The sequence below is a fragment of the Actinokineospora terrae genome, from assembly GCF_900111175.1.
In the GTDB taxonomy this organism is placed as follows: domain Bacteria; phylum Actinomycetota; class Actinomycetes; order Mycobacteriales; family Pseudonocardiaceae; genus Actinokineospora; species Actinokineospora terrae.
Window position 1 is genome coordinate 1 of the sequence record NZ_FOGI01000027.1, and the last position, 7,461, is coordinate 7,461.

A 7,461-nucleotide genomic window follows, 5' to 3' on the forward strand; every position below is an offset into this window, starting at 1 on the left:
GTGGAGCTAACGTCAATGCATGAGAACCACCCCGTGGTGGCCAGGGGGCCTGAGCTCCAGGTCACGCTGGTAGGGCAACCAGTCGGGCCAGCCGCCGAGGCAGGCCATCATGCACCGTAGCCGAGTACCCCGTCCTCGATCGCCGTAGCCACAACGGGCCAGGGTGGTCCGGGCACACCGACGGCCGACCAGTAGGCCCGCTGGTGTCGCACCAGCCGACCGAGTCCCACTGCGGCCAGCTCAGGCGGAATCCGACGGAGCACCCGATGCAGGGCGTGCCGAGGTCCCCGCCCGGACGGGGCTATGCCGTTCATGACCATCAGCGTCGCCGTGCGAACGGCATCGAGGGTGTCAGTGGAGCACCTGGCTGGCGCGTCTCCGAACGCTGCGCTCCTCCATGAACCGGCGGAGAGGAGCCATCGCAGGCGTTCGAGGCCAGAGCCGATATCGGTGGCCATCCTTCCCGGCTCGTCGGTATGCCACAGGAGCACCGCATCGCTAAACCCAACGCCGTCGCAGTCGCAAAACAGTGTTACGCCACTCACAGAGCCCCGTTGCCAAACGCTGAGATCCCCGCGGATAGTCAAGCGCCCTGCGTGGATACCGAGCGCTGACAGTGCTGCGATCCAGCCATCGAACAGTTCGACGTGACGTTCAGGCCCACTCACTCTCTGCACACACGACAGGTTGACGAACGCAGTCAGGAACCCGTCTTGGAGCACCCCAGCGTCGTCCCGTTCGCCCGTGAACCTGACGACGGGTTGCGGCAAGTACCCCTCGCGCAGCACACGCGGGCAGCCGTCCTTCAACCACGGGTCCAACCCCTGGATCGCGGAGACGAGTAGATCGGTGTCGCGTCCCCAACGCAGCGGCAAGAGGGCGGGACGCGGGACCCCTAGTCGCGCGAACTCATTGCCGATGACGTTCATCACATGGCGCGGGTCGAGAGCACCAGATCGCCTTGGAGTTGACGCAACCACAGTTCGGTGTCGCATCGAGAACTGCTCGCCTACCACCTGAAGGTGCCACCGGTCACCGAACCGATGTTCGAGTGCGGCCAAGAGGCGAGCGGTCATCTCATCAGGCAACGTCAGCTCTCCGAAGCGCATCGAAATGCGCCCGCGGGTCGAACCGACGCAAACCGGTCTCTTGAACGTCGCGAGCGTCCAGCCGCTCAACCTGACGAACCGTGTCGGCCAGTCGCGCGGCAGCCTGTGAGTCACCTAAGCCCCCGACGTGGGCAACCGCACCGGAGCGAGGACACAACGCGACCTCTGCGCACGTTCCCGATCGCCATGCCAAAGCCGCTACCGGCGTACCGCACCGGAGGGATTCGCCGAAGACGGCCGCGCCCGCCTCCACGTAGTTGTCGGCGCACGTGTAGACCATGACCGCACCCTCACCGAGAAGATCGAGCTTCGCTCGGCCTGCCACCTCACCGGCCAGGTCCACGTGGTTAGCCCCGAGTGCATCGGCATGAGCCTCGGCGTACCCCCGATCGAGGACAGGCCCGATCAGCCGAATCCTGCGCCCGAGCTGGCGGGCTGCCTCAATGGCGATGTGTGGCGCCTTCTGGCCGTCAATCCGTCCGATCCAGACCAGATCGCGCCCCCGGGCCGCTGGCGGCGGGCGCTCCTCGCCGAGGCCGAACTGAACGCTCAGTGCCTGCACCGGCCTGTGCTGGGCGTACAGCTCGACCATCTCGGGCGAGTAGCAGAACAGCGTCGACCGATCCCCATCGAACGCCTCGGGCGCGTGCCGGAAGTTCGGGTCGTGTTGGAACGTCACGACCCGCGCCCCCAGTTCCTCCCATGTGCTTCGCCACGCTGGCAGCGATGGGTACTCGTGCCCGACGACCAAGAGGTCGAGGTTCAAGGCGCCAAGGTCGTGCCGCGCAGCACCGCTCGACGCCGCGTCTTCGAGACGGAGAGGAGTCCGACGGAACTCCGCCGGGACGTCTTTGCGCCATCCCGGTCCGATCAGGTGCACCTCGTGGCCCGCCTGGCGCGCACCGACAGCAACGGCCCACAACCAACGCTCGATGCCGCCGTAGCCATGCGGGGGGAACGAATACTTCGAGGGGAAGTCGCAGACTCCTACTTTCACGTGGCGGTTGTCCCATCGGGGTTGATTTGCCGGTAACCAAGGTATGGCACCAGTGCCGCAGGAAGCACGACCGATCCGTCCGCCTGCTGTCCTTGCTCCAAGATGGCAACGAGTGTGCGGCCGATAGGCAGACCGGAGCCATTGAGTGTCGCCGCGAACCCCTTCTTGCCGTCCTTGCTCTTAGTACGAATGCCCGCTCGCCGCGCCTGGAAAGTCGAACAGTCCGAACAGCTTGAGATTTCTCGGTAGCGCTTCTGGCTCGGCAACCACACCTCAATGTCGTAGGTAAACTGAGCAGAGAAGCTGATATCGCCAGCCGCCAACGCGACTACCCGATAAGCCAATCCCAATTCTTGGAGGCACGCCTCCGCTTGACCGAGCATCTTCTCCAACTCTTGGCTTGAGTTCTCGGGGGCGCAGATCCGCACCATTTCGACCTTTGCGAACTGGTGCTGCCGGATCAGACCGCGAGTGTCACGACCGTAGGAGCCTGCCTCGGATCGAAAGCAGGGCGTCCACGCGGTGTAGGCCAGTGGAAGATCCTCGGCTGCCAACGTCTCGCCAGCGTGGAGGTTGGTCAGCGGGACCTCGGCTGTGGGCGTCAAGAAGAGAGTTCGGTCGCCTACTCCCGTCCTGAACAGATCCTGCTCGAACTTGGGAAGCTGCCCGGTTCCAGTCATGGTGTCGCGCGTGACCAGCGCTGGCAGGGAGAACTCTACGTAGTCGTGCCGCTTGGTGTGGATCTCAAGGAACAGCGTCGCGATAGCTCGCTCAAGCTGCGCGCCGACGCCACGCACGACTGCGAATCGCGGACCCGAGAGCTTGGTCGCCCTAGCAAAGTCGAAGATGCCCAATCGTTCGCCGACGTCAACGTGATCCGCGGGAGTGAAGTCGAAGGCGGGTGGAGTTCCCCAGGTACGAACCTCAACCGCGAACTCATCCGAGTCTCCATCTGGGCAGCGATCCTCCGGTAGGTTCGGAACCTCAAGCAGGAACCGTCGCAGGTCCTCCTCGATCGCCTTGTGACGGTCTTCCCCGGCTGCGATATCCGTCTTCAGTCTGCGGGCTCGCGCCACCAGGTCGGCCGTGTCCCCGCCAGCCTTCGACACCGCGCGGACCTCGCTTGCGATCTGGTTGGACTCGGCGCGTGCCCCATCCAGCCCTTGGATCAGAGCACTCCGATCGGAGACCAGCTTCTCCAACTGGTCCACATCGAGTTGGAAACCACGTCGTGCCAACTTACGCACGGCATCCGTGGCGGGATCGAGCAGAACACGAGGATCGTGCATCGTGGTGCATCCTTGTTGGAGTCGGCTGTGGGGTTCACAGCCTATCGGGACGGCCGCGCACGGCGTTGACCTGCGCACACGTGATGCGCTCGATCGGTAGCGCTTGGCTACCTCTTGCCCGGAACCGACCTGGCGAGCTGCCCTTGGAGCTGACGGACGAGCGAGCCAAGATGTGGGTCATCCAAGATCACCGGAGTGACGTAGGGAGCCTCGGGCAACCGTAACCCTGTCGCCAGGTCTGCTTGCCCGTCGAGAGCTGCGATAACAATCGAACACATGATCCCGTGTCCTACGATGAGACGCGGTCCCGGGTGCGTCAGCGCAGCCGCGAGACCATCGACCAGCCTTGCAGACGCCTCATGCAGCGACTCCCGCGAGCCAGGTGGTCGAACGTGACGTCCGTACTTGTCTAGCCAGGCTCCGTACACCATCCACGGGCCGCCCTCGAAAGCTCCGTAGTCGACCTCGTCCAAGCGGCCCTCCTCGTAGCGGGCGGGAAGCTGCGCACCCACCGCTAGGTCCGCGGTCTCCCGAGCCCTCGGGAATCGGCTGGTTAGGCACGTTCGCACCGTGGCAACCCACGGCGCAACTCCAAGCGCCCTGCTCTGACCGCGGCCTGTCTCATTCAGCGCAAGTTGGACGTTTGGATCACCGTTGACCAGGTAGGACGCGCTCGCATCCGTCGTGCCGTGCCGCACGATGTAGCTGACGGTCAACCTGAACGCCTCCTAGCAGACCTTTGATCAAGGGCCTGGAGAACGCGCAACATGGAGTCAACCTGGGGCTCCTCGTTCTCCAAGTAGTAGAGCGCACCATCAACGGCCAAGGTAACCATCCATTGGATAGCCTCTTCGGCAAGGTCGGCCGCCTGCGCGAAACACAGATCCAGTCGCTGTTGAAACCCAGTGTCAAATTGGTAGTACACTGCCCAGAACGCCCAGTCGTAGGCAGGCGAACCGATGATCGCATGTGGATCAATGAAGACCGGACGACCCTTGTGGTCAAAAGCGACGTTCTCGGCATACAAGTCGGAATGCAGCAATGCCCGGTGCCCACGGTCCACACATAACGTGCGGGCGTGATCCAACGCGGTCGCCACCAGCCGAGGACCAACCACCTTGGCGAAGATCCTGGATCGCCGCTCGATACGCGGGATCACCGTCTCCTGGTAATAGCTCACGAGTTCTGGAAGGTCAGGCGACGGCGGCACCTCGTCTTGGTGAAGACACGACAACGAGGCCGCGACGCGTTCGACGTGATCGGTCGGTCTCGGACCGCCGCCCGGCCTGCCGCCAACGAGTTCGGTGATGAGGACCTGGTCGGGTTCATCAACCCCCATGAGCGCACAGACCCCTCGGCCGTGCCAATGGCGCAAGGCTGCGACCTCGCGCATAAAGCGGTTCCGGTCCGGAAGGGCCTTGATGACAACTGACTGGGCTGACTGCGTGACGCCGACAGCGATGACCGAGGTCCAGCCCGCATCGTGGTAGCCAACCACGCGCAGACCGTTGCGTTCAGCGACACGCAGTACCACGTTCTCAACGTCGCCCAACCACTCTTCTACGCTGGAACCATAATGCTCAGTCAGTCGCTTCACCGTGCCGAGCGGCAACCGCGGCGCCAACATGGGCATCACGCGAGCCGGAGATCGCCATGCACGAGTTCATCGGTCAGCGCCGGAAAGTTGCTCAGAACGTCCTCGACTACCTCTCGCACTGCGTGCTGGTTGACTTCGCTGTTGGTCATCCGGACCACCGTCTGCCAAGGTCGGGAGAGGTCCTGACCCGTCGCGCTGACAAGGTGTACCTCGGCGTACCCCCCGTACATGGTGTGCAGCCGCTCCGCGATGCGGCGGGCAGCGATGTTGTAGAGCTTGCCAACGTGGTAGACGGGGTTTTTCCCGTTGGCACCTTCGAGGTTCATCGGGCGCAGAGGGGTGATCAATCCGTTCACCCGATTCCCCCGCCCCACAACACCTTCATCCCCGGACTCGATCGAACTGCCCGAGTAGGTCATGTACAGCTCGTCACGATCAGGGATATCGCGCGCGTTCAGCCGGAAAGTCACCTCGTGGTCGGGAAGCTCGAATTTGGCGAGGTCCGCACACTCGTTTAGCACGTCGTCACAGTTGGCGAGATAGGCGCGCCTGCTGGGCACATGAGTGGACTTCTGAGGCACACAGAGCACCACATCTACCTGGTCGCCTTCGCCCATGGCCATTACCTTGACGTCCGTTCCACACCACGGGCGAACGTCAGTGAAGCTGTTCGTGGTCGAGAACCTGTCCGCTAGCGATCGGACGAAGGTTTCCACTACGTCATACGGTGCCCAGCCGGTGCCGAGGGACGTGTCGTTGGCTATCAAGGTGCGCCGCTCGCGCAGTTGGTTCGCAGACGAAGGGGCGAACCAGGAGGTTCGTTCCGGCTTGTCACCGCTTGTGTAGACGGCGCCCGGGCTGGAGTTCGTTGTCACGTTCAGCTCGACACGCAGATGGTCATGCAGCTCGGGCAGGCGCTCACGAAAGAAGGTGCGGACCACGCCGACGATCAAGTCGTCCACGGGGATCTCCTCCTTCCCGCATTTGCGGGTCGCGCGGCCGTTCACTAGCACGCGCACGGGGTCCACCATCCGCCCCCCGCCGTACAGCACCTCCGATCGCCCACCGAGCAACGCCAACTTGTCGAAGTTGTGATGAAGGATCGCACCGACGTTGTCGAGCGTCCAGCGGCTGTACGCGCGGGACAGTTCCTCCGCCAAGTGGTCTGCAAGGGTGTCCGGATGGCCCCACCCCTTCCGCTCGACCAGGCTCACCGAGGTCGCAGGTGTGACGCCGGAATGGAGGGTGAAGTGCGATTCACCTTGACCGAGCTTGCTATTCATAGGTTGAATCTCCCGAGTCGGACGTTCTTTAGAGGTTTATGAGCTGCGTCGACTATTCGCTTGGATAGAAGCGATCAAGTAGCGCATCCACCACGGTTTCCACATCGCCACACCGGGACCAAACGGCATAGTTCTCAGCCAATGGGTCCGACGACGCCAGGCGATTTTCCATTCTGGACGCGACGGTGAATGATTCGACGCTGACGACCACGGTATCGATGTGGTTGTCAGAGGTGAACCGGTAGAGCTGGATGCCGCCGAGGCGACTGCACGGGAGCGGGATCGGCAGACTCCCAAACCCGAGCTCACGCAGGCGTGCCACCTGTGTGGCAACCGTCCGCTCCATCGCTCCCCCCTCTGCGGCGTCTCGCTTACCCTAAGCCGCGTACCTACGTGGCTTGTATACGCCGTCTAGGTGAAGCTGCTTGTGGTGCGTCGTTACGCTGGTGCCGCCGCGCGCGATGGGCGCCGTCGGCCAGAGGCGAGGAGGGCTCCGTGCCAGTTCGTAGCGACCCGACCGTTCGTCGGCGGCGGCTGGGCCGGGAGTTGAGGCAGCACCGCGAACGGGCGGGCAAGACCCACGTCCAAGTGGCGGAGGCCCTGGGTTGTTCCGACGCGAAGGTGTCCTACATGGAGGCCGGGAGGTATCGCGTCCAGTTTCGAGATGTTCGGGACATGTTGGAGTTCTGTGGCGTTACCGACGCCGCAGTGGTAGATCCGCTGGTCCAGATGGCCAAGGAGTCCGGGTCGAAAAGCTGGTGGCAGTCGTACCGCGACACCATGGCCAACAACTTCGGCACCTACGTCGGCCTTGAGGGGGAAGCGCAGGTCAAGCACCACTTCGAGCTGCATGTCGTGCCGGGCATCCTCCAGACCAACGACTACGCGCGGGCGCTCGCTCGGGCGAGCACTCGTGTTCGCCCTGATGCGATCGACGAGGTCGTCGCGCTTCGCGCCGACCGGCAGAAGCGACTGGACGAACCTGACGCACTCGAACTGCGGATGGTCATCGACGAGGAAGCGCTTCGCCGCCCCATCGGCGGGCGCGCCGTCTGGCGTTCGCAGCTTGAACGCCTCCTGGCCCTCGGCGAGCGGCCCCACGTAGTGCTTCAAGTCCTGCCGACTGAAGTCGGTGAACATGCCGGACTGGCTGGGTCGTTCACCATCTTGGAGTTCGACGGAGACC

Annotated in this window: 7 protein-coding genes; 1 reads left to right on the forward strand and 6 read right to left on the reverse strand. The window is 63.6% G+C overall.

Annotated elements, in window-relative coordinates:
- Nucleotides 1-1,080: 1,080 nt before the first annotated feature.
- From BMY07_RS33280 to BMY07_RS33305, 6 genes are all read right to left on the reverse strand, one after another.
- Nucleotides 1,081-2,106, reverse strand: coding sequence for a glycosyltransferase (locus BMY07_RS33280; RefSeq protein ID WP_092787328.1), 1,026 nt, complete (start codon nt 2,104-2,106; stop codon nt 1,081-1,083).
- The gene (gene serS, locus BMY07_RS33285) at nt 2,103-3,395 is read right to left on the reverse strand and encodes a serine--tRNA ligase (RefSeq protein ID WP_092787330.1); all 1,293 of its coding nucleotides are present in this window, start codon (nt 3,393-3,395) and stop codon (nt 2,103-2,105) included. Before serS ends, BMY07_RS33280 begins: the two co-directional genes overlap by 4 nt.
- Nucleotides 3,396-3,502: 107 nt before the next feature.
- On the reverse strand, nt 3,503-4,093 hold the full coding sequence (locus tag BMY07_RS36345) for a histidine phosphatase family protein (protein WP_425426392.1): 591 nt from the start codon (nt 4,091-4,093) through the stop codon (nt 3,503-3,505).
- Nucleotides 4,094-4,107: 14 nt separating this feature from the next.
- Nucleotides 4,108-5,028, reverse strand: a complete 921-nt coding sequence (locus BMY07_RS33295; RefSeq protein ID WP_143073776.1) for an aminoglycoside phosphotransferase family protein — start codon at nt 5,026-5,028, stop codon at nt 4,108-4,110.
- Nucleotides 5,028-6,275 carry a methionine adenosyltransferase gene (locus tag BMY07_RS33300; protein ID WP_092787336.1) on the reverse strand — a complete coding sequence of 416 codons (1,248 nt, stop codon included), beginning with the start codon at nt 6,273-6,275 and terminating at the stop codon, nt 5,028-5,030. The genes BMY07_RS33295 and BMY07_RS33300 overlap by 1 nt, the downstream gene beginning before the upstream one ends.
- A 52-nt stretch (nt 6,276-6,327) precedes the next feature.
- Nucleotides 6,328-6,621 (reverse strand): hypothetical protein, encoded by a 294-nt coding sequence (locus tag BMY07_RS33305; protein ID WP_092787338.1) that lies wholly within the window; start codon nt 6,619-6,621, stop codon nt 6,328-6,330.
- A gap of 149 nt (nt 6,622-6,770) precedes the next feature.
- On the opposite strand from BMY07_RS33305, the gene BMY07_RS33310 reads away from it, so the two are divergent.
- Nucleotides 6,771-7,461, forward strand: a 691-nt coding sequence (locus BMY07_RS33310; RefSeq protein WP_092787340.1) for a helix-turn-helix domain-containing protein, incomplete at its 3' end; no start/stop codon positions are given.